The organism is Mesorhizobium sp. USDA 4775, assembly GCF_054062655.1.
Genome location: NZ_JBSSFM010000001.1, coordinates 1,733,385 through 1,754,443, shown reverse-complemented (window position 1 = coordinate 1,754,443; position 21,059 = coordinate 1,733,385). Strand labels below are relative to the sequence as shown.

The 21,059-nt window shown below is 63.2% G+C and carries 18 protein-coding genes and 1 pseudogene; 2 read left to right on the top strand and 17 right to left on the bottom strand.

Features of this window, described 5'->3' with window-relative positions; all coding sequences use genetic code 11:
• Positions 1 to 68 precede the first annotated feature (68 nt).
• Entirely contained in the window at positions 69 to 1,613 is a 1,545-nt protein-coding gene (locus ACVILI_RS08630) for a putative bifunctional diguanylate cyclase/phosphodiesterase (RefSeq protein ID WP_038652050.1), read from the top strand.
• Positions 1,614 to 1,618: 5 nt separating this feature from the next.
• Here the strand turns inward: ACVILI_RS08630 and ACVILI_RS08625 are convergent, their stop codons facing one another.
• The 10 genes from ACVILI_RS08625 to rimP all read right to left on the bottom strand — a co-directional run bounded on the left by ACVILI_RS08625 (position 1,619) and on the right by rimP (position 14,060).
• Positions 1,619 to 2,629: a class I SAM-dependent methyltransferase gene (locus ACVILI_RS08625; protein WP_038652048.1), complete on the bottom strand. Its 1,011-nt coding sequence runs from the start codon at positions 2,627 to 2,629 to the stop codon at positions 1,619 to 1,621.
• Between the two features lie 123 nt (positions 2,630 to 2,752).
• The gene (gene pnp / locus ACVILI_RS08620) at positions 2,753 to 4,900 is read right to left on the bottom strand and encodes a polyribonucleotide nucleotidyltransferase (RefSeq protein ID WP_038652046.1); all 2,148 of its coding nucleotides are present in this window, start codon (positions 4,898 to 4,900) and stop codon (positions 2,753 to 2,755) included.
• A gap of 400 nt (positions 4,901 to 5,300) precedes the next feature.
• Positions 5,301 to 5,675, bottom strand: coding sequence for a 30S ribosomal protein S15 (gene rpsO / locus ACVILI_RS08615; RefSeq protein ID WP_269465810.1), 375 nt, complete (start codon positions 5,673 to 5,675; stop codon positions 5,301 to 5,303).
• A gap of 78 nt (positions 5,676 to 5,753) precedes the next feature.
• Entirely contained in the window at positions 5,754 to 6,848 is a 1,095-nt protein-coding gene (gene corA / locus ACVILI_RS08610) for a magnesium/cobalt transporter CorA (RefSeq protein ID WP_038652043.1), read from the bottom strand.
• 44 nt (positions 6,849 to 6,892) lie between these two features.
• On the bottom strand, positions 6,893 to 7,870 hold the full coding sequence (gene truB, locus ACVILI_RS08605; protein WP_038652041.1) for a tRNA pseudouridine(55) synthase TruB: 978 nt from the start codon (positions 7,868 to 7,870) through the stop codon (positions 6,893 to 6,895).
• The gene (gene rbfA, locus ACVILI_RS08600; RefSeq protein WP_019863075.1) at positions 7,870 to 8,325 is read right to left on the bottom strand and encodes a 30S ribosome-binding factor RbfA; all 456 of its coding nucleotides are present in this window, start codon (positions 8,323 to 8,325) and stop codon (positions 7,870 to 7,872) included. Before rbfA ends, truB begins: the two co-directional genes overlap by 1 nt.
• Before the next feature lie 174 nt (positions 8,326 to 8,499).
• A complete protein-coding gene (gene infB / locus ACVILI_RS08595; protein WP_457102392.1) occupies positions 8,500 to 11,082 on the bottom strand; it encodes a translation initiation factor IF-2 in 2,583 nt (860 codons plus the stop codon).
• A complete protein-coding gene (locus tag ACVILI_RS08590; RefSeq protein ID WP_038653803.1) occupies positions 11,079 to 11,729 on the bottom strand; it encodes an RNA-binding protein in 651 nt (216 codons plus the stop codon). The genes infB and ACVILI_RS08590 overlap by 4 nt, the downstream gene beginning before the upstream one ends.
• A gap of 38 nt (positions 11,730 to 11,767) precedes the next feature.
• Entirely contained in the window at positions 11,768 to 13,363 is a 1,596-nt protein-coding gene (nusA, locus tag ACVILI_RS08585) for a transcription termination factor NusA (RefSeq protein WP_019863071.1), read from the bottom strand.
• Between the two features lie 49 nt (positions 13,364 to 13,412).
• Positions 13,413 to 14,060: a ribosome maturation factor RimP gene (rimP, locus tag ACVILI_RS08580; protein WP_457102391.1), complete on the bottom strand. Its 648-nt coding sequence runs from the start codon at positions 14,058 to 14,060 to the stop codon at positions 13,413 to 13,415.
• 286 nt (positions 14,061 to 14,346) lie between these two features.
• Between rimP and ACVILI_RS08575 the strand changes: the two genes are divergently transcribed.
• On the top strand, positions 14,347 to 14,511 hold the full coding sequence (locus tag ACVILI_RS08575) for a hypothetical protein (protein WP_019863068.1): 165 nt from the start codon (positions 14,347 to 14,349) through the stop codon (positions 14,509 to 14,511).
• 21 nt (positions 14,512 to 14,532) lie between these two features.
• On the opposite strand, the gene trmB is transcribed toward ACVILI_RS08575, so the two are convergent.
• The 7 genes and pseudogenes from trmB to ybeY form a co-directional block, all read right to left on the bottom strand.
• On the bottom strand, positions 14,533 to 15,234 hold the full coding sequence (gene trmB / locus ACVILI_RS08570; protein ID WP_038652034.1) for a tRNA (guanine(46)-N(7))-methyltransferase TrmB: 702 nt from the start codon (positions 15,232 to 15,234) through the stop codon (positions 14,533 to 14,535).
• 26 nt (positions 15,235 to 15,260) lie between these two features.
• The gene (metK, locus tag ACVILI_RS08565) at positions 15,261 to 16,526 is read right to left on the bottom strand and encodes a methionine adenosyltransferase (RefSeq protein ID WP_010913316.1); all 1,266 of its coding nucleotides are present in this window, start codon (positions 16,524 to 16,526) and stop codon (positions 15,261 to 15,263) included.
• Positions 16,527 to 16,694: 168 nt separating this feature from the next.
• Positions 16,695 to 17,114: a helix-turn-helix domain-containing protein gene (locus tag ACVILI_RS08560; protein WP_027047724.1), complete on the bottom strand. Its 420-nt coding sequence runs from the start codon at positions 17,112 to 17,114 to the stop codon at positions 16,695 to 16,697.
• Between the two features lie 138 nt (positions 17,115 to 17,252).
• Positions 17,253 to 18,846, bottom strand: a pseudogene (gene lnt, locus ACVILI_RS08555) (apolipoprotein N-acyltransferase).
• A 98-nt stretch (positions 18,847 to 18,944) separates the two neighbouring features.
• Positions 18,945 to 19,415, bottom strand: coding sequence for a VOC family protein (locus tag ACVILI_RS08550; protein WP_038652030.1), 471 nt, complete (start codon positions 19,413 to 19,415; stop codon positions 18,945 to 18,947).
• Between the two features lie 13 nt (positions 19,416 to 19,428).
• Entirely contained in the window at positions 19,429 to 20,523 is a 1,095-nt protein-coding gene (locus ACVILI_RS08545) for a hemolysin family protein (protein WP_019863065.1), read from the bottom strand.
• Between the two features lie 27 nt (positions 20,524 to 20,550).
• On the bottom strand, positions 20,551 to 21,051 hold the full coding sequence (ybeY, locus tag ACVILI_RS08540; RefSeq protein ID WP_038652028.1) for an rRNA maturation RNase YbeY: 501 nt from the start codon (positions 21,049 to 21,051) through the stop codon (positions 20,551 to 20,553).
• Positions 21,052 to 21,059: the final 8 nt, after the last annotated feature.

The window sequence follows — 21,059 nt, the reverse complement described above, 5'->3', positions numbered from 1 at the left end:
GATACATTCGCGGAAACTCATTTTAAGTAGATTTCCGCTATAGAGTCCCGCAATCTGGGGACCTTTGAATGACTGCCGTCAGCAACCCGAAGCGAACACCGGTGTTCCGACTGCTCACGATAGCGAGTTCGGGCATTGGCAGTTTTGTCCTCGGCATCTGGGGCTTGAAGCACGGCCTCGGCGACGGGTTTGCCGGCATATCGATGGACATGATGGTCGCGATCATGGCTGCGCTCTGCGCGCTGGCGGCGTCGGTGGCGGCCATGTCGTTCTTCGCCGGCGTCGATGAATCGGCCGATTTCGTCTTCAACGAAACCCATTTCGACAAGCTGACCGGACTGCTGGCGCGCCCGGCGATGGTCGGCAAGATCGCCGAGGCGGCATGCGCGACAAGCCGGACCGGAGAACCGGTGTTCCTGATCGACATCGACATCGACCGGTTCAAGCAGATCAACGACGCGATCGGCTATACGCAGGGCGACGAGTTGATCCGCGCCTTCACCAAGCGGCTGCAGGCCTGCGTGCCCGCACGCGCCCTGGTCGGGCGTATCGGCGCCGGCGAGTTCGCGGTGCTGCTTGCGGATCATCAGATCCAAGGAACGATGGAAAGCATGGTCGAAAGGCTCATCGACGAAATGATGGAGCCCTATGAGCTGAGCACCCATCAGCAGTCGGTGAGCCTGTCGGTGGGTATCGTGGCCATGCCCAAGGATGGCGTCGATCCGGTCCTTATCCTGCGCCGCTCCAACCTGGCGCTGCAGAATGCGCGCGCCGGCGGGGTCGGCAACTGGTCGGTGTTCGACAGCGAGATGGGGCGTGTCGCCGATCATCGTCAATGGGTCGAATCCGAACTGCACACCGCTTTCGAGCGCGGAGACTTCGACCTCCACTATCAGCCGCAGCTCGACCTGCCGACCGGCCGCATCATCGGCTACGAGGCGCTGATCCGCTGGAACCATCCCGAACGTGGCATGATCCCGCCCATGGAGTTCATCCAAATCGCCGAGGAAACCGGGATGATCAACCCGATCGGCGAATGGGTTCTGCGCAAGGCCTGCAGCGACGCCCGCCATCTGCCGGACGACTGTTTCGTCGCCGTGAACATCTCGCCGGTTCAGTTCATGACCAAGGACTTCGTCGGCATCGTGCGTGACACCATGCGGGCCACCGGCATCAAGCCGTCGCGGCTTGAGCTGGAAGTCACCGAGACGGCGATGATGCAGGACCGCGACCGCGCGGCCGCCATCCTGAAAGAGCTTGCCGAAATGGGCATCTCGGTTGCCGTCGACGATTTCGGCACCGGCTATTCCAACCTCAGCTACCTCATCGACTTCTCATTCGGCAAGCTAAAGATCGACCGTTCCTTCGTCAGCCGCATCGATACCGATTCCAGCTCCGGCGCTGTCGTCTCGACCATCGTCGGGCTTTCGCGCGCGCTCGGCGTCAGCATCATCGCCGAAGGCGTCGAGACCGAGAGCCAGGCGACGCTGTTGCGGGCCGCCGGCTGCGAGGTGGTGCAGGGTTACCTGTTCGGCCGTCCGGCGCCACTCAAGTTCAGGCTTGGCGACGAGCACGCCACCGACGAGGTCCGGCGCGTCGCCAACCTGCATTAAGCAAGTCAGCGCCGGGCGGAAAACACCTTGAACATGCCATCGCGGGCAAGCTCCGCGTGACTGGCAAAGGCAGCCGACAGCACGGGCTCGTAGGGAAGCTGGCGGTTGGCGACCATGAACAGCCTGCCACCGGGCTTCAACGCCTTAGCCGCCGCGCGGATCATGCCGGCACCGATCTCCGGCTCGGCCGCACGGCTGCGGTGGAAGGGCGGGTTCATGGCGATGACGTCATACCGGCGCTCGACAGGCTCGGCGAGCAGATCGGTCCAGAAGAAGCCCTGCGCCACTGTGTTGGCGAGGTTGCCCTTGGCCGCCTCCAGCGCATCGAAATCGGCCTCATAGAGATCGAGGCCCGACAGGCCTGACGAGAGGGCAGCCATCTCAGCCGCGACATACCCCCAGCCGGCGCAGAAATCGGCCGCATTGCCGCGCAGGTCACCGGGCAAATTGTCGACCAGCAGTTTCGAACCCGCATCGACGCGATCGAAAGAGAACATACCGGGTGCGGTGTGGAACCGCTCCTCGATCAGCAAAGCGGGATTGGCGGCGCGAAGCGTGGCTGCGGCCTGCATATCCATCGGGCGGCGCAGCCAGAAGGCGATGCCGTGATATTTCGGCATATGGCCGTGGAGCGGCACGAGCTCGTCGACGCGCTTGCGCAGGCTGGCAATGCCGTCGTCCTTGCCGCCGGCGACGACGACAAGTCCGCCTGGCGCCACGCGCTCGAGGGCCTCGGCGACGCGCAGTTCGTTCTGGCCGCGGTGACGGCCCGCGAGCACCAGCGCGGCATTAAACCCGTCCCCCTCGGTTTGCGGCGTGACGGCAAAGCCGGCCGCCTGCAATGCACGGAAATATGGCCGGAAGCCCTGCACGAGATGCAGCGTGGCCTCGAAACCCGACGGCACGCGCAGGCCGGGCTCGGCGCTGAGGAAGAGGATGCGTTCGCCCTTTCGCGGCAAGGAGAGAGCCTCGGCCTCGAACGGATGGAAAAGCGTCTTCAGCGCTTCAGCGGCCATAGAAGTGCTCCCAGAGTCTTGCGCAATTCCCAAGGGAAAGCGCCTCATACTTTCCTGAAACTGCTCCAAACGAAAACGGGCGCGACATAAGGCGCGCCCGCTTCGATTTTTCTGTCAGAGCGCTCAGGCGGCGTCTTCTTCGCCTTCGGCCTTCTTGTCGCGCACGATTTCCTTGCCTGTGGCCTGGTCGACGACCTTCATGGACAGGCGGACCTTGCCGCGTTCGTCGAAGCCCATCAGCTTGACCCAGACCTTGTCGCCTTCCTTGACGACGTCCGAGGTCTTGGCGACCCGCTCATTGGCGAGCTGCGAGATGTGGACGAGGCCGTCACGCGGACCGAAGAAGTTGACGAAGGCGCCGAAGTCGGCGGTCTTGACGACCGTGCCTTCGTAGATCTCGCCGACTTCCGGCTCGGCGACGATGGTGTGGATCCACTTCTTCGCCGCCTCGATCTCCTTGGCGTTCGAGGAAGCGATCTTCACCGTGCCGTCGTCCTCGATGTTGATCTTAGCGCCGGTCTTCTCGACGATCTCGCGGATGACCTTGCCGCCCGAACCGATGACATCGCGGATCTTGTCGGTCGGGATATGCATGACCTCGATGCGCGGCGCGAACTCGCCGAGTTCGGGGCGGGCGCCGGTCAGGGCATGCGCCATTTCGCCGAGGATATGCTGGCGGCCGTCCTTGGCCTGATCCAGCGCGATCTTCATGATCTCCTCGGTGATGCCCTCGATCTTGATGTCCATCTGCAGCGAGGTGATGCCGTTGGCGGTGCCGGCGACCTTGAAGTCCATGTCGCCGAGGTGATCCTCGTCGCCCAGGATGTCGGAGAGCACGGCGAAGCGCTCACCTTCCTTGATCAGGCCCATGGCGATACCGGCAACGGGCTTGGCCAGCGGCACGCCGGCATCCATCAGCGCCAGCGAGGTGCCGCAGACGGTGGCCATCGAGGACGAGCCGTTGGACTCGGTGATCTCCGAGACGACGCGCAGCGTGTAGGGGAACTGGTCAGCGCTCGGCAGCATCGGACGGATGGCGCGCCAGGCGAGCTTGCCGTGGCCAATTTCGCGGCGGCCCGGCGAACCCATGCGGCCGGTCTCACCCACGGAATAGGGAGGGAAGTTGTAGTGAAGGAGGAACTTCTCCTTGTACATGCCGGTCAGCGAATCGACATACTGCTCGTCTTCGCCGGTGCCGAGCGTGGCAACGACCAGCGCCTGGGTCTCGCCGCGCGTGAACAGGGCCGAACCATGGGTGCGCGGCAGGACGCCGACTTCCGAAACGATCTTGCGGACCGTCTTCAAGTCGCGGCCGTCGATGCGCGAGCCGGTGTCGAGGATGTTCCAGCGCACGACCTTGGCCTGGAGTTCCTTGAACACCGAGCCGATCTGCTCGGAGGTGTACTTGGCCTCTTCGCCTTCGGCCGGAGCAAAGGCTGCCTTGACCTTCGCCTTGACGGCGTCGACGGCGGCATAGCGCTGCTGCTTGTCGGTGATCTTGTAGGCATTGCTGAGCTCGTCGCCGACGATCTTCAGCATCTCGCCTTCAAGCGCGGAATAGTCCGGCGCGGTGAAGTCGCGCGGCTCCTTGGCGGCGACTTCGGCCAGCTTGATGATGGCGTCGATGACCGGCTGGAAGCCCTTGTGGCCGAACATGACAGCGCCGAGCATCAGCTCTTCGCCAAGTTCCTTGGCTTCCGACTCAACCATCAGCACGGCGTCGGCGGTGCCGGCGACGACGAGGTCGAGCTTGGATTCCTGCATTTCGTCGATGTGCGGGTTCAGGACGTATTCGCCGTTGATGTAGCCGACGCGCGCGCCGCCGACCGGGCCCATGAAGGGAACGCCCGACAGGGTCAGGGCGGCCGAGGTGGCGACGATCGACAGGATGTCCGGATCATTTTCGAGATCGTGCTGGACGACGGTGACGACGATCTGCGTGTCGTTCTTGTAGCCGTCGGCGAAGAGCGGACGGATCGGGCGGTCGATGAGGCGCGAAACCAGCGTTTCCTTTTCGCTCGGACGGCCTTCCCGCTTGAAATAGCCGCCCGGGATCTTGCCGGCGGCATAGGTCTTTTCCTGGTAGTTGACGGTCAGCGGAAAGAAATCGAGGCCGGGCTTGGGCTCCTTCATCGAAACGACGGTGGCCAGAACCTTGGTCTCGCCGTAGGTGGCGAGCACGGCGCCGTCAGCCTGACGGGCGATCTTGCCGGTTTCGAGGATGAGCGGGCGACCGCCCCATTCGATTTCCACTTTGTGCTGATTGAACATGTCTTGTCCTTTGTATGAGGAAGGGCCGCGCCGTTTCAGCGTGCGCGGGTGCCCTTTCCCCTGGCTTCCTTTCTCGGGCAGCCACGGGCAAGACAACGGGAGGCTCGGGTCTGTCGGCACGGTGGCCATACGAGCGTCCTGCAATCCTGCCCCATGACCGTCCATGGGTGGCTCCGAGTGGCCCTCTGCGCGCTCGAAGCCGGATATGGCCAATCGATCGACCGGCCCGCGCACGACCCCGGTTTACGGAACACGTCATGCGCAATTCAGCTTTTCGGAGCGTCCGTCCGGCATCCGGATGGGGTGCGCGGCGCTCCAGTCCTGCATTCGAGATCGGATTGGCCCCGGTGCTCGAATGCGCGACCGGCGGACTCCTTGAGGGAGCCCGCCGGTCAATTCGTCAACGGCGCAGACCGAGCTTCTCGATCAGTGTCTGATAGCGCGCGTCGTCCTTGCGCTTGAGGTAATCAAGCAGGCTGCGGCGCTGGGACACGAGAGCGAGCAGACCACGGCGGGAATGGTTATCCTTCTTGTGGTCCTTGAAATGGTCGGTCAGGTTCTTGATGCGCTCGGAAAGGATGGCCACCTGGACTTCCGGAGACCCGGTATCGCCCTTGGCGGTCGCGAATTCACCCATCAATTCCTTTTTGCGCTCGGCAGTAATCGACATCGTGTTTTTCCTTATCTGTTTGAGGAAACGGGTCGCCCTCAGCCGGGATGTCGTCCAGCAGGGGCCGGTGCAGGCAAAGCGTCGTGGCGCTATGCTGCGGCGCATATAGTGCAATTCCCGGCAAAACACCAGCCCAATTCACCAAGCCGGCTTTTCAGCTCAAAATGGCAAGTTTTGTCGGCTTTAAAGCCATTTCTTCCATTTGAAGAAGGCAATCAGGCCGACCGCGACAAGCAGCATGAAGATGAGTGCCGCCGGATAACCATAGTAAGACCGCAGCTCCGGCATGTTCCATGGCGAGGTATCGGGACTGAAATTCATGCCCCAGACGCCGACCAGGAAGGTGAGCGGCATGAAGATGACCGAGACGATGGTGAGATAGCTGATGACGTCGTTGGTGCGCGCCTGGCTCAGCGACAGGTGCATCTCGATCAGCCCGGTCAGCATGTCGCGCTGGGTCTCGACCAGTTCGATCAGCCTGAGTGAGTGGTCGAGCGTGTCATTGAGGAAGACCTTGGTCTCGGCTCTGACATAGGGCACGTCGTTGCGGATCAGCGTCGCCAGCGCATCGCGCATCGGCCACAGCACGCCCTTCAGCACATTGGCGTCGCGCCGCAATTCGTGCAGCTGCCGCATCTGATGCTTGTGCGTGGAATGCAGCATCTCATCCTCGATGCCGTCAACCACGTCGCCGGCCGCCTCGATTGGCGGGAAATAGCTGTCCACGATGGCGTCGATCAGCGCGTAGGCCAGATAGTCGGCGCCGCGTGTGCGCAAGCGGTTGGGCGCCGAACTCTCGATGCGCTTGCGCACCGGGTCGAACGGATCGCCCTCACGCTCTTGGAAAGTGACGACGAAGTTCTCGCCGACAAAGAGGGCGATCTGTTCGTAGCGATGCGCGGTGACATCGTCGATCATGCGCACGACGACGAAGGCATGGTCCTCGAAGAAGTCGACCTTGGGCCGCTGGCCGGTGTTGACGACATCCTCCAGCGCCAGCGGATGCAGGCTGAAGATGCGGCCGATCTCCTCGATCAGCGGGATGTTGGCGAGGCCGGTGCAGTCGAGCCAGATCACCGGCCATTTGTGGCAATTGGCCTCGACATCGTCGATGCTGGCATTGTCGATGGTCTTGAACTTCTGCGGCGAGATCAGGGTCAGCCGCAATTCGGAGCGTCGCGCCGCCGGATCGGCGATCAGCGTGCCCGGCGAAGCGCCGACGGGCGGCCGCCGCGTCTTCACCGGCGCCCGCTTCTTCACCGCATCGGCCTTTGCCATCTGCCCCTCGATCGTAGAATCGACGTGAAGTTAGACGAGAGCCGTCACCCGGCAAAGACCCGCTTGGGCTTGAACATGCCTTGTTCGATCGCGCCGATGGCCACCAGCTTGCCGCGAGCCGTCGCACAGGCTTCCTCGGCCTCGACAGGCGCATCGCGGCCGCGAATGATGACCGGATTGCCGAGGCGGATCTTGGTTGCCGCATCGTCGCTGATGGCGATCTGCGGCAGGCAGTCGAGAGCCGCCGACGTGTCGACCAGAAGCGCGTCGATCGCGCTGAAGTCTACCGGCACGTCAATCGCATCGGCGTCGTCGGCAGGCTCCGGCTTGTCCTCGCCTTGCGCACCGAAACGGGCCGCTTCCAGTTCGGCGATGGTGACGAAATCCTCGGATGTGAACGGCTCGACCTCGACTCGGCGCAAATCGCTGATATGGCCGAAGCAGCCAAGGTCGCGGCCCATGTCACGGGCCAGCGAGCGCACATAGGTGCCCTTGCCGCATTCGACCTCGAAAACGGTGTGGTCCGCGTGGTGTTCGATGACGTCGAGGCGGCCGATCTCGATCTCGCGCGCGGGGATGTCGACAGTCTCGCCTTCGCGGGCGAGGTCGTAGGCGCGTTCGCCTGCGATCTTGATGGCCGAGAATTGCGGCGGCGTCTGCATGATGACGCCGGTGTATTTCGGCAGCAGCGCCTTGACCTCTACTTCCGCCGGACGGAGGTCTGAACTCTTCGTCACCGGCCCTTCAAGATCATCGGTCGAGCGCTCCTGCCCCCAGGCGACGGTGAAGCGGTAAATCTTGGCGCCGTCCTGCACGTAGGGAACGGTCTTGGTGGCCTCACCGAGCGCGATCGGCAGCATGCCGGAAGCCAGCGGATCGAGCGTGCCGGCATGGCCGGCCTTTTCCGCCTGGAACAGCCATTTGATCTTCGACACGGCCTCGGTCGAGCCCATGCCTACCGGCTTGTCCAGCACCACCCAGCCGGAGACCGGCCGGCCCTTCTTCTTGCCGCGGCGCCCCATTATTCGCTGTCCCTGTCGTCTTTGGCCCTGTCGTCTTTGGCCTTGTCGTCTTTGGTCTTGTCGTCGTCCGCATCGAGATCGCGTGCCACTTCAGGCGACTTCAGCAGATCATTGATCCTGGCGAAATTGTCGAAGGAAGTGTCGAGCTTGAAGCGGAACTCCGGCATGAACTTCATCTGCCGCAGAGCGCCGGAGACACGGCCACGGACGAATTTCGCATGCTTGTTCAACGCCTCGACAACAGCGTCGGTGTCCTTGGCGCCAAGCGGCGAAACGAAGGCGGTGGCAACCCTCAGGTCGGGCGACATGCGCACTTCCGAGACCGACACAACGGTATTTTCGATCAACGGATCGATGATCTCGCCGCGCTGCAACGTTTCGGAGAGCGCGTGGCGCACCTGTTCGGCAACGCGCAGCATACGCTGGGACGGGCTGGATGTGGTTGGACGGGGCATTTTTTCTCAATCCTGAAAGCGTGAGGCACGGGATGGGACCGTGCCGCATGTCTCACATGTCAACGCATCAGCCCGAAATCGAATTCGGTTTCGAAAAGCACGATGCGCAATTTCACAATAAACTCCGGGCGGCGGTCTTTCGACCACCGCCCGGCATGGACAAGTCACGCGAACTCAGAGCGTCCGGGTCACCATCTCGACGCGGAAGCACTCGATGACGTCGCCGACGCGCATGTCCTCGTAGTTCTGGAAGGCCATGCCGCACTCCTGGCCGCCGGGGACTTCCGAAACCTCGTCCTTGAAGCGCTTGAGCGTCTTCAGCGTGCCTTCGTGGATGACAACGTTGTCGCGGATCAGGCGCACGCCCGCGCCACGCTCGACCTTGCCTTCGGTGACACGGCAGCCGGCGATCTTGCCGACCTTGGTGATGTCGAAGATCTCGAGGATCTCGGCATTGCCGATGAAGGTCTCGCGACGCTCCGGCGACAGCAGGCCCGACAAAGCCGCCTTCACATCATCCACGAGGTTGTAGATGATCGAGTAGTAGCGGATTTCGATGCCCGCGGCGGCTGCCGCGGCACGTGCCTGTACGTTGGCACGGACGTTGAAGCCGATGATTGCCGCACCAGACGTTTCCGCCAGCGAGACGTCGCTTTCGGTGATGGCGCCGGCTCCGGCATGGACGATGCGCGCACGCACCTCGTCGGTGCCGAGCTTGTCCAACGCGGCGTTGATCGCCTCGATCGAGCCCTGCACGTCGCCCTTGATGACCAACGGGAATTCCTTCAACCCGCTCGTCTGCAACTGCGACATCATCTGTTCGAGCGAGCCGCGCTGGCCGGCATGCTTGGCCACCGCCTTCTCACGCGCCAGGCGCTGGCGATACTCGGTGATCTCGCGGGCGCGGGCCTCATTGTTGACCACGGCGAAGCGGTCGCCGGCCAACGGAGTACCCTGAAGGCCGAGCACCTCGACCGGCATCGCCGGCGGCGCCTCCTTGATCTGCTCGCCGCGATCGTTGACCAAAGCGCGTACGCGGCCCCATTCGTTGCCGGCGACGAGGATGTCGCCCGGCATCAAGGTGCCGGTCTGCACCAGCACGGTGGCGACGGGGCCACGGCCCTTGTCGAGCTGCGCTTCGATGACGACACCCTCGGCGGTACGGTCCGGATTGGCCTTCAGGTCGAGGATTTCGGCTTGCAGCAGGATCGCCTCGAGCAGCTTGTCGAGATTGGTGCCCTTGGTCGCCGACACTTCGACGTCAAGCACTTCACCGCCCATCGATTCGACGAAGACCTCATGGCGCAGCAGTTCGGAGCGCACCTTCTGCGGATCGGCGTCATGCTTGTCGATCTTGTTGATGGCCACGATGATCGGAACGCCGGCCGCCTTGGCGTGACTGATCGATTCGATCGTCTGCGGCATGACGCTGTCGTCGGCCGCCACCACCAGGATAGCGATGTCGGTGGCCTGGGCGCCGCGAGCACGCATCGCCGTGAAGGCGGCGTGGCCGGGCGTATCGATGAAGGTGATCTTCTGACCGTTCTTCTCGACCTGATAGGCCCCGATATGCTGGGTGATGCCGCCGGCCTCGCCGGAGACGACATTGGCGTTGCGGATGGCATCGAGCAGCGAGGTCTTGCCGTGGTCGACGTGGCCCATGATGGTCACGACCGGCGGACGCGGCACCAGATCCTCGGCGTTGTCGGCGATGTTGAACAGGCCTTCCTCGATGTCGGATTCGGCAACGCGGCGGACCGTGTGGCCGAATTCGGTGGCGACCAACTCGGCCGTGTCGGCGTCGATGACGTCGCCCGGCTTCAGGATCTGGCCCTGCTTCATGAAGAACTTGACCACATCGACCGCACGTTCGGACATGCGCTGCGCCAGTTCCTGGATGGTGATGGTCTCGGGCAGGATCACTTCGCGCATGACTTTCTCGCGCGGCTCATTGTGCATCGCGCGCTTGAACTTCTCCTGGCGGCGACGCATCGACGACAGCGAACGGGCCCGCGCATCCTCATCGGAAAGCGCGGAATTCAGAGTCAGCTTGCCACGGCGACGGTCTTCCTCGCCCTTGGTCGGCTTGGCCGGACGCGCCACTTCGGGCGTGACCAGGCGACGCACCGGGGCGCCGACGCCAGCCCGCTTCGGCTTGACCTCTTCCTCTTCGTCGGCCGTTGCCAGCTCCGCGGCCAGCGGCGCGCGGCGGCGGGCCTCTTCCTCGGCGCGGCGGCGCGATTCGGCCTCGGCCTGCAGCCGTGCCTCTTCCTCGGCCTGGCGGCGCGCGGATTCCTCGCGCTCGCGCTTGCGGCGCTCTTCGTCCTCGGCCCGGCGCTTGGCTTCCTCGGCGGCGCGCTGACGGTCTTCGACCTCGCGGACCTTGGACCCTTCCAGCGCTCTGCGGCGGGCTTCCATTTCGCTGCGCGACAGTTCGTTCAGCACCATGCCGCTGCGCTCGACCGGAGCCGGCGAGGGAGGCGGAGGCGCAGCCTTCGGCGCCTCCTGCACGACAGGGGCCGCGGCGACGGGCGGCTTCGGCGTGAAGACGGGCACAGGGGCAGCGGCAACCGGCTCCGGCTTGTCGCCGGGCAGGGAGAATTTGCGCTTCTTGGTCTCGACCACGACCGACTTGGTACGGCCATGCGAGAAGTTCTGGCGCACGGTGCCCTGTTCCATGCCGGGGCGCTTCAGCGTCAAGGTCTTCTTAGGTGTAACACTCAACGTCTTGTCGTCGCCCGATTTCGTATCGCTCATTCCATATCCTCTGCGGCCTCATCTTCGTCAGCAACGGCCGCAAGCATTGCCAGATCGTCCGGGGTACCGCCCCGATACCGGTCGAGCGCAACCATGCGCTTCTGGACCGCCTTACCCGCGTCTCCCGCGAGGACGGCAGCATGTATCACATTTGTACCCCCCAATGCCAAGCTCAACTCGGCCTCGGAGAAAAGTTTGTAGGCAAGTATGGAAGGGCCGCCAATATGGACGGTCGCCCGCCGCGCCTGGCTGATCTTGCGTACGCCATCGTCCGATGCTTCGGTCGCGTGGAGCACGAAAAGCGCCAGCCCGCCGCGCACGGCACTCTCAACCTTGGTGGCGCCAAGAGAAATCGCGCCTGCCTTGCGGGCGAGACCCAGCATGCCCAGAGCGGATCTGGAAAGCAGCCCATCGACCATGCCGCCAAGATCCGGCGGCACAAACACCTGTGCCTTGAAGGCGCGGGCAAAAAGGTTCTTGGCCGCCGCCTTCTCGATATGTAGGCGGTCGGCGCTCACCCAGCAACCGCGGCCGGGCAGATTTCTCTTGAGATCGGGAACGACGGCCGAATCCGGGCCGACGACGAACCGGATCAGTTCATCCGGTTCGGCCTGCCTGCGGGTAACGATGCAGGTGCGATCGTTCATCTCGTCCAAGGGCGGGTTGTGTGCGATGCGGTTTCACCTCACGCACCAACGGCTTCGTCAGCCGATGCTTCTTCGGCCACAAGCTCGTCTTCGGAAATCCAGCCGGCCTTGAGACGGGCATTGAGCACCATCTGTTCGGCATCGGCGCGCGAAACACCGTGATTGGCCAACACGCCCGGATAGACCTTGGTCTCGCCGTCCTTGCGTTCCTTCCAACCGGTCAGGTCGTCGGCGGCATAGCCGGCGAAATCCTCGATCGTCTTCACGCCATCCTCGCCGAGCGTCACCATCATGGCGGTGGTGATGCCGGGAATTTCGCGCAGTTCGTCCTTGACGCCCAGCGCCTTGCGCTTCTCGTCATGCTCGGCCTCGATCTTTTCGAGGTACTCGCGGGCACGGGTCTGGATTTCGGAAGCGGTGTCGTCGTCGAAGCCGTCGATCGAGGCGATTTCGCCGGCGTCGACATAGGCGACTTCCTCGACGCTGGTGAAGCCTTCGGAGGCCAGCACCTGGCCGACCATCTCGTCGACATCGAGGGCTTCCATGAACAGCGCCGAGCGCTCGACGAATTCCTTCTGGCGGCGCTCGGATTCCTCGGCTTCCGTCAGGATGTCGATATCCCAGCCGGTGAGCTGCGAGGCGAGACGCACGTTCTGGCCGCGACGGCCGATGGCCAGCGACAGCTGATCGTCGGGAACCACCACCTCGATGCGCTCGGCGTCCTCGTCGAGCACGACCTTGGCGACTTCCGCCGGCTGCAGCGCATTGACGATGAAGGAGGCGGCCGAGGGCGACCACGGAATGATGTCGATCTTCTCGCCCTGCAATTCGCCGACGACGGCCTGGACGCGGCTGCCGCGCATACCGACGCAGGCGCCGACCGGATCGATCGAACTGTCACGCGAGATGACGGCGATCTTGGCGCGCGAGCCCGGGTCGCGGGCGACCGACTTGATCTCGATGATGCCGTCATAGATTTCCGGCACTTCCATGGTGAACAGCTTGGCCATGAACTGCGGATGCGTACGCGACAGGAAGATCTGCGGGCCGCGCTGCTCGCGGCGCACGTCGTAGACATAGGCGCGGACGCGGTCGCCATATTTGTAGTTTTCGCGCGGAATCAGCTCATCGCGGCGGATGATCGCCTCGCCACGGCCGAGATCGACGATGACATTGCCATATTCGACACGCTTGACGGTGCCGTTGACGATCTCGCCGATGCGGTCCTTGTATTCGTCATACTGGCGGTCGCGCTCGGCCTCGCGCACTTTCTGGACGATGACCTGCTTGGCCGACTGCGCGGCGATGCGGCCGAAATCCATTGGCGGCAGCTGTTCGGCGATGAAGTCGCCTAGCTGCGCGTCGGGATTGCGCTCGCGAGCCGAGGAAATGGCGATCTGGGTGGCGTAGTCGTCGACCTTTTCGACCACTTCCATCAGCCGCTGCAGCTTCATCTCGCCGGTGTTCGGGTTGATGTCGGCGCGGATGTTGGTCTCCTGGCCGTAACGCGAACGCGCCGCCTTCTGGATCGCATCGGCCATGGCGGCGATGACGATCGACTTGTCGATCGACTTTTCACGCGCGACCGCATCGGCAATCTGCAGCAGTTCAAGTCTGTTGGCGCTTACTACCATGTTTTTTCTCCCGAGCCTGTTTGCCGGACCTTTGGGGCCGGCAGCTCAATCAACTTTCCTGTTCGTGTTCTTCCGTGGCGTCCGTCTCAGCACCCTCGGGCACGTCGTCATCCGGTTCGCCGCGGCGTTTCTTGGCTTCCTTGCGCGCCCTGTTGTCCTTCGACAACGCATCGCGAATGAGGTCGTCGGTCAGGATCAGCCGGGCTTCGGCAATGGCGTCGTAAGGCACGCGCACTGTCGGTTCCTCGCCATAGGCCGCCTTGTCGCGCTCGATCAGCACGTCGTTCTCACCGGCCTCGGCGATCTTGCCCTTGAATCGCTTGCGATCCGCGACGATGACCGATGTTTCCATCTTTACCAGATGACCGGTCCAGGTCACGAAATCCGATTTGCGCACCAACGGCCGGTCGATGCCGGGCGAAGAGACTTCGAGATGATAGGCCTTTTCGATCGGATCATCGACATCGAGCGCCGGTGACACCGCGCGGCTGACCTCTTCGCAATCCTCGACGGTCATGGTGCCGTCCTCGCGTTCGGCCATGATCTGCAGCGTCAGCCCGTTCTGGCCGGACAGATGCACCCGCACGAGGCGAAAGCCGATGCCGCGCAGCACCGGCTGGACGATCAGCGCAATGCGCGCATCAATGCCGCTTTCGCGGATGATGCGGTCGTCACCTTCGCTTGCCGTTGCAGTCATCAAGTACCTGTCGTTTCGAACCTATCGGCAGGTAATAAAAAAGAGCGGGACCGGGTGGACCCACTCTTCGTCATACCGACCAAGAATTTGACGCTGATATAAACGAACATGGCCGGTGTTTCAAGCCCGCCGTGCCGAACCGGCAAAAGGGTCGACAGCGTCAGCATTGCTCCAGGCGCATGGCCACCATGCGCCAATCCCCCTGTGACATCCGGAGGGGCGCTCTTATTTATTAGCCACGACACGAACAGAAGCGGCGCGCGGTGGCGCGCGAAAGGACAAGATCATGAGCAATCGCAGACTATTTTCCGCCCTGGGCGACCTCTTCACCGCATTTGGCGGCGCGGTTGCCGCGTCGCGCGCCGTGGAAGCCGGCCGCAAGCCGCGCGCCGACGACTTGCGCAAGCTCGGCATGGATCCGGCCATCTTCAACAGAATCGGCCGTTTCTGAAAATCTGGCGAGGGGGCGCGCCTATTTCCTGACAAAGGTCAGATAGGCAGGCCGCCGGCCTTCGCGAACGGCCTTCGCCTCGTAACGCGTGCCAGGCCAGCCCTCATAGGGACGATGCCAGTCGGCGGCTTCGGCCGCCTGCCATGCGAAGGCGCCATGCGCCCGGCAATGCAGCAAGGTCCAGTTTACATAGGTATCGATATCGGACGCGAAGCGGAATTTTGAGCCCGGTTTCAAGACGCGCGCGAAACGCTCGAGATTGACCGGACTGACGAAACGCCGCTTCCAGTGCTTCTTCTTCGGCCATGGATCGGGATAGAGAAGATCGATGCCGTCGAGCGAGGCCGGCGGCAGCCAGTCGAGCAGCCGGGTGGCGTCATCGTCATGGACCCGCAAATTGGCCAGCGGCCTTGCCCGCACCGCCATCATCATCTTGGCCATGCCGTTGACGAAGGGCTCGATGCCGATGAAGCCCGTTGTCGGCGCCTCGATGGCGCGGTGCAGAAGATGCTCGCCGCCGCCAAAGCCGATCTCGAGCCGGACGGCCGAAACTTCAGTTTCAAACAGAGTGCGCAGATCCGACGGCGCATCAGCCGTCAGATCGAGCCGATAGGCATCAAGCCCGTTTTCCAGGGCCGCCGCCTGCTGCGGACGGACGGGCTTGCCGCGCCGACGACCGAAAAAGGCTTCGGTCGTACGGCTTGGCCTGTCTTGCGGGCTCATCTGGCGGTGCTGGGTCTGTCGCAGCTTCAGGCCGCGACAGCATCCTTGAGCGCCTTGGCGAGATCGGTCTTTTCCCAGGAAAAAGATCCGTCGCGGCCGGCCTTGCGGCCGAAATGGCCGTAGGACGACGTCTTGGCATAGATCGGCTTGTTAAGGTCGAGGTGACGGCGGATGCCCGACGGCGACAGGTCCATCACGGTGCGCAGCGCGTCCTCGAGCTTTGCCTCGTCGACCTTGCCGGTGCCGTGCAGGTCGACATAGACCGACAGAGGCTGGGCGACGCCGATGGCGTAGGAAAGCTGGATGGTGCAACGGTCGGCAAGCTTCGCCGCCACGACATTCTTGGCCAGATAGCGCGCCGCATAGGCTGCCGACCGGTCGACCTTGGTGGTGTCCTTGCCCGAGAAGGCGCCGCCGCCATGTGGTGCCGCGCCGCCATAAGTGTCGACGATGATCTTGCGGCCGGTGAGGCCAGCGTCACCGTCCGGGCCGCCGATGACGAACTTGCCGGTCGGGTTGATATACCACATGCAATCGTCGGCGATCTTGAGATCACCAAGCGCCTCGCGGATGTAGGGTTCGACAACCTTGCGGACCTTCTTGGAGTCCCATGTCGCGTCGAGATGCTGGGTCGACAGCACGATCTGGGTTGCCTCGGCGGCCTTGCCGTCGACGTAGCGGACGGTGACCTGACTCTTGGCGTCCGGGCCGAGCTTGCCGGCCTCGCCGTTGTTTTGGTGGCGGGCGGCGGCCAGCAGTTCGAGGATCTTGTGGCTGTAGTAGATCGGCGCCGGCATCAGGTCCGGCGTCTCGCGGCAGGCATAGCCGAACATGATGCCCTGATCGCCCGCACCTTCCTCGCCCTGGCGGTCGGCGGCGTTGTCGACGCCCTGGCCGATGTCTGGCGACTGGCCATGCAGGAGAACCTCGATCTTGGCCGTCTTCCAGTGGAAGCCGGCCTGCTCGTAGCCGATCTCGCGGATCGCCTTGCGGGCGACTGATTTGAATTTTGCCGGATTCACCACCGGGTGGCCCGCGGCGTCCTTGAGGATGTTGCCAGCCTTGTCCTTTTTCAGCAGCGTCTCGGGGACGCGCACTTCGCCGGCGATGACGACGCGGTTGGTGGTGGCGAGCGTCTCGCAGGCGACACGGACCTTCCATGGGTCCATGCCGGTCTTCTTGGCCTCACGGTAGACCAGATCGACAATCTCGTCGGAGATCCGGTCGCAGACTTTGTCGGGATGGCCCTCGGCAACGGATTCCGAGGTAAAGAAGTAGTTCTGCCGCGTCACGGGTGTCCCCTCTTGAAAAACGATCGGCAGGCTGCCGATTTTGGCGCGCCACGTGTTAGCGGGGCAAAGCGCCGCTCGTCAAGCGTCGCCGCCATTCTGGCACGACTGTCGATGTCGATATCTTGTGCCACCGGCGGCGAATGCCGCCGGTTCGAGGCGTATCGAGGGTCAGTCGAGATCGTCGGCGGCGAGCGACTTCACCAGGTCGATGATCCTGCGGCGCACCTTGACGTCGGCGATCTTGACGAAGGCCCGGTTGAGCTGAAGGCCTTCGGGACTGCCGCAGAATTCGACGGCGAAAGCCATCGACGCATCCTCGGAAAAGCCGCGGCCGGCCACCGCTTCCTGGCCCGGCGCATCCTCGAAGAAGAAGGCGACGGGCACGCCGAGTATCGAGGCTATCGCCTGTAGCCGGCTGGCGCCGACGCGGTTGGTGCCCTTTTCATATTTCTGGATCTGTTGAAATGTGATGCCGAGATTCTCGCCCAGCTTTTCCTGGCTCATTCCGAGCATGTTGCGGCGAAGCCGGATGCGGCTTCCAACGTGAATGTCTATGGGATTGGGTTTCTTCTTGTTTTCTTCTGTCATTTTTTCCTCGCCGAATTTTTTCGGCTTTGTGATTTTTTCCCGCCCAAAAAAAGCCGGGGGCGACTGCCCCAACAGACCGATCCACCGACTTCGAGAAATTTTCAGGCGATACAGTATGAGTTTCTAATGTGTCGACTGTCAATTCACCCGTAGCCTTTGCCTTACGCTCAATAGCGCTCCTCCGAGCGCAAACAGCAACATGATCAGGATTCCGTTAATGCGCCGCTGGCCCGAGGAAATGACCGTCTGTCCGGCAATCGGCACCTTCACATCGATGGCTCCGCGCGCGTCGATGGCCAGTGCATCGACGATGCGTCCGTGTGGGTCGACGACGGCCGAGATGCCGTTGTTGGCAGCACGCAGCAAGGGCAATCCGTTCTCCACCGCGCGAATCTGGGCCTGCCTGAAATGCTGATACGGTCCCGGTGTGTCCCCGAACCAGGCATCATTGGTAACGTTCACAATAAGCTGCGCTGACGTAGCGTCAACTGCCACCAGATCGGGAAAGATCACCTCGTAACAGATAAAAGGCAGGGGCACGGATGCCGCCCGGCAGTGTGATGGCGTGGCGCTCGTTGCCGGCGGTGAACGTCACCGGTCCGGCGACAAGCTGCGCGATGCCGAAACGGTTGAGCAGGTCGGCAAAAGGCAGGTACTCGCCGAACGGCACCAGATGGACCTTGTCGACGGCATCGACGATCTCGCCTCTGTCGTTGATCGCCACCACGGAATTGTAATAGCGGCTGTCGGTGCTGGCCGCCGAGCCGCCTTCCTCGCGAACGACGCCGGCGATCAGCATCTGGCCATCGGCCAGCATGTCGCCCAGCGCCGTCAACGCGTCGGGGCGCTCGGTGAAGAGGAACGGAACCGAGGTTTCCGGCCAAAGAATGAGTTGCGGCTTGCCGTGACCAGGGTCCTGCGCCTTGGCGGACAGGCCGAGCAAGGTGGCGAAGATGCGGTCGCGCACCGAGGCGTCCCATTTTTCACTGAGGTCGACGGAAGGCTGAACGATGCGGACATCGAGACTGCGCTCCGCCGGTTTTTCAGGAGCGGTAAGCCTGATGTAGCCGAAACCGACATGGGCTGACGCAAGCAGGATGAACAGTGCCGCACCCAGGCGCAGATGCCGGCGCGCCGCCAGCAGCGCCGGTAATGAAAAGAGGAACACGGCAAGCACGTTCATGCCGATCATGCCGGTCACCGACACGCTCTGCATGAGGAGAGGCACCGGCATTGCCGCGTAGCCTATGGCATTCCAGGGAAAACCGGTGAACAGGAAGCCGCGCAGCCACTCCGTCAGCCCGAAGCCGAAGGCAAGGGCGGCGATGCGGCCGATATCGCTGCTCCACAGAAGCCGGGCGACCATCGTCGCGAAGCCGTAGAAAAAGGCGAGTGCGAAGGGAATGCCGACCACGGCGAAGGGAAGCGCCCAGGCAAACTCATCGGCCTCGACCAGCAGCGCCGAGCCGATCCACCAGAGACCGGCGAGGAAATAGCCGAAGCCGAACCACCAGCCGACGGCGAAGGCCGGCCGCAAGCGTCTGAAAAGGCTGCCTGAAGCTTCGCCGGTCGCGCCGTCGAGCAGCCAGACCAGCACCGGAAACGAGATGAAGCAGGCGGCGAAGAAATCGTAGGGCGCCTGGCCGAGCACAGCCAGCGCCCCGGCAAGAAAGGCCACGAGCGCACGCCGCCAACCCCAAAGCAGAATTATCCGGCCGGCCAGGCGCTCCATGCATACTTCCGAGTCGCGCGAATCAGGACGCAAGATTTATCAGGCCGCGGCCCGCGCTCCAAACGCGGCTGATCAGCCGCAATGACCCAGCCACAGCTCTACCGGTGCCAGCCGTCGATGCTGAGACCGCTCAGCCGCTCGGCCTCTTCGCGGAAAACGCAACGGATGGGCTGGGTGAAGGTCCAGACATGGCCCTCGGGATCGCGAGCCCGATACTGGCGTTCGCCGTAGAATTGGTCCATCGGCTCCTGGATTATGTCGGCGCCGGCTGCCCGCGCCTGCTCGCAATGCGCATCCAGGCCATCCTTCAGCCTGACATAGACCGACTGCGTGTTCTTGCCCGAGACCGAAGCCGGGCTCGCGACATAATCGCTCCATTCGGAATCGACGATGATAGTGCAGTCGCCGAACCGCATCTCGGCGTGGACGAGGTTTCCATCGGCATCGCTCACCACCATTCTGCGCTCGAAGCCGAAAGCCGCTTCGAGCCACGCCAGCGCGGCACGCGGATCCCTGTAGAAGACACCGGAACCCAGACTTGAATGCTTGAACGGGTCGTCAACCGTCATCGGCAGCGGAAACTCAGGCCTGTTCGGTGCGGGCCGTGGCGCGGCGACGGCGCTCGCCCTTCTGGCTTTGCACGATGCGCACGCGCTTGACGCGGCGCGGATCGGCATCGAGGACATGGAACTCGAAGCCCGGAATGGCCTGCACCACCTCGCCGCGCGCCGGCACGCGGCCAAGCGTGTTGAAGATCATGCCGCCGATCGTGTCGACGTACTCGCCATGTTCGCCGGCGGCAAAATCCTCGCCGATCATCTTGGCGACCTCGTCGATCTCGGCCTTGCCGTCGACGATGAAGACGCCGTCGCCGGCCTGGGTTATCATCGGCTCGTCGTCGTCATGCTCGTCCTCGATGTCGCCGACGACCATTTCGACAATGTCCTCGAGCGAGACAAGGCCATCCGTGCCGCCATACTCGTCGATGACCAGCGCCATCTGCGTGCGCGTCGTCTGCATGCGGCCCATCAGGTCGGAAGCAAGCATCGAGGGCGGCACGAACAGGACCTGGCGGATCAGATTGAGCTCGCCGATGGTGCGCGCGAGGTCGACCTGGGCGAGATCGAGCTGCGTGGCGACGGGCGTCTTCCTGGTCGTGCGCCCCTTCTTGACGCGCGCGAGCTTGGTGATGTGGGCCAGCACGTCGCGGATATGGACCATGCCACGTGGATCGTCGAGCGTCTCGGAATAGACCGGCATGCGGGAATGGCCGGATTGTTCGAAGGTGCCCAGAAGATCGCCGAGCGTCGTGGTGATCTCGACCGCCTCGATATCGGCGCGCGGCACCATGACATCCTCGACGCGCACTTCGCGCAGCCGCAGGATGTTGTTGAGCATGGCGCGCTCGCCAGGCGAGAAGGATTCGGCATCGCTCGCCGTCTCGGCCAGAGCGTCAGCGATTTCCTCGCGCAGGCTGGTGCCGTTGCGCTGCCGAAACAGGCCCAAAACACGATCGAACAGGGAGGGTCCGGCAGGCGAAGGCTCGCTGGCTGCGCCGCCGGTGTTGGCAACACCAGTGGTAACGGTACTCGGACTTGATCCCTCTTCCGACGTATCGGAAGCCTTGGGCGCACTGCCGGCGTCGGGGCGGGCGGCAGTCTCTGGTTTGTCGTTCATCGTCGTCCGGTCAATTGTCAGATGTAGTTACGCGTAGGGATCGGGAATGGCAAGCCTTGCGAGCGCTGCGCGTTCGATGGCCTCCATCTCCTCGGCCTCGGCGTCGGTCTCGTGATCATGGCCCAGCAAATGCAGCAAGCCGTGGATCACAAGATGGGTGATATGGTTCTGCACTGGCTTGTCTTCCAGTGCCGCCTCGCGAGAAACCGTCTCGGCGGCGAGCACGATATCGCCCAGCATCGGCGGCAGTGGGCCGCCTTGCACAAACGGAAAAGCCGGGAAAGACAAGACGTTGGTGGGTTTGTCCTTACCCCGCCATTCGGCATTGAGCATGCGTATATGGGCGTCGTCGGAAAAAACGACGCTGAGTTCGGAACGGCCCGTCACACCGGTCTCGGTGAAAGCAGCACCAACCGCCCGATCGACTAGCCGTGTCAGGCTTGCCTCATCGGGCCAATCACCCGCTTCGACCGATATATCGATGTCGACGGGAGGCTCCCCGTCGCCGGATGAATTGTCCTCAGGCATGAAGCCGC